The following is a 712-nucleotide window of genomic DNA, read 5'->3' as shown; positions in this document are numbered from 1 at the left end:
TCGACGAGCACGACCGCGCCGATGGTGCCGTTCAGCAGGCGGTCCCACAGGAAGCGGAAGCGCTCCTGCCCCGGGGTGCCGAACAGGTAGAGAACCGTTTCGTCGTCGAGGGTGATCCGGCCGAAGTCCAGGGCCACCGTCGTCGCCGTCTTCGCGGGGAACGACACGGCCGGCAGGGCGCCGGTGATCGTCTCCTCCGTGTGCAGCGAGCGGATCTCGCTGACCGAGCGCACCATCGTGGTGCGGCCGGTGCCGTGCCCTCCGACCACGACGATCTTCGTCGCGCTGAGCTGCGCCCCGGCGCGGGTCATCGTTCCTCGGGGGTTCCGGTCATCGGGCGATGCCTTCCGCGGGTGCGAGGGGCGCAGCCGAAGCCGCTGGTCTCTGATCACGTTTCAGGTCAATCCGTGGTCACTATAGGAGAGTTGACGATCAGTTGGGCAAGGGCCCCGACGGTCCCGGTTCGCACTTCTGCTCACAACGTCCGCAACCGACCCGCTTTCCGCACGTGTACCGGGCGGAGGCACGGGCCATTCTGGGAGACATGGCGCACGAGGATCACGAGCGGGACCACGAGCCGGTCCGCGGACGGAGCAGCCGGCGGCCCGGCGGCCCGGGAGGAGAGCGACACCCAGGGGATACGGACGAGCTGGCGCACGCGCTCACCGCCGCCGTCCGCGGCGAGGTCGACTTCTCCGCCGCGGCCCGCGCC

At 70.4% G+C, this 712-nt stretch carries 1 protein-coding gene; it reads right to left on the bottom strand.

Going from position 1 to position 712, the window contains the following annotated elements:
* Nucleotides 1-311 (bottom strand): GTP-binding protein (locus tag EAO77_RS36895; protein ID WP_187283592.1); only part of this gene is annotated, 311 nt, incomplete at its 3' end.
* Nucleotides 312-712: the final 401 nt, after the last annotated feature.

The sequence above is a fragment of the Streptomyces sp. T39 genome (assembly GCF_008042045.1).
Classification (GTDB): Bacteria; Actinomycetota; Actinomycetes; order Streptomycetales; family Streptomycetaceae; genus Streptomyces.
This window is presented reverse-complemented; position numbering and strand designations above follow the sequence as displayed.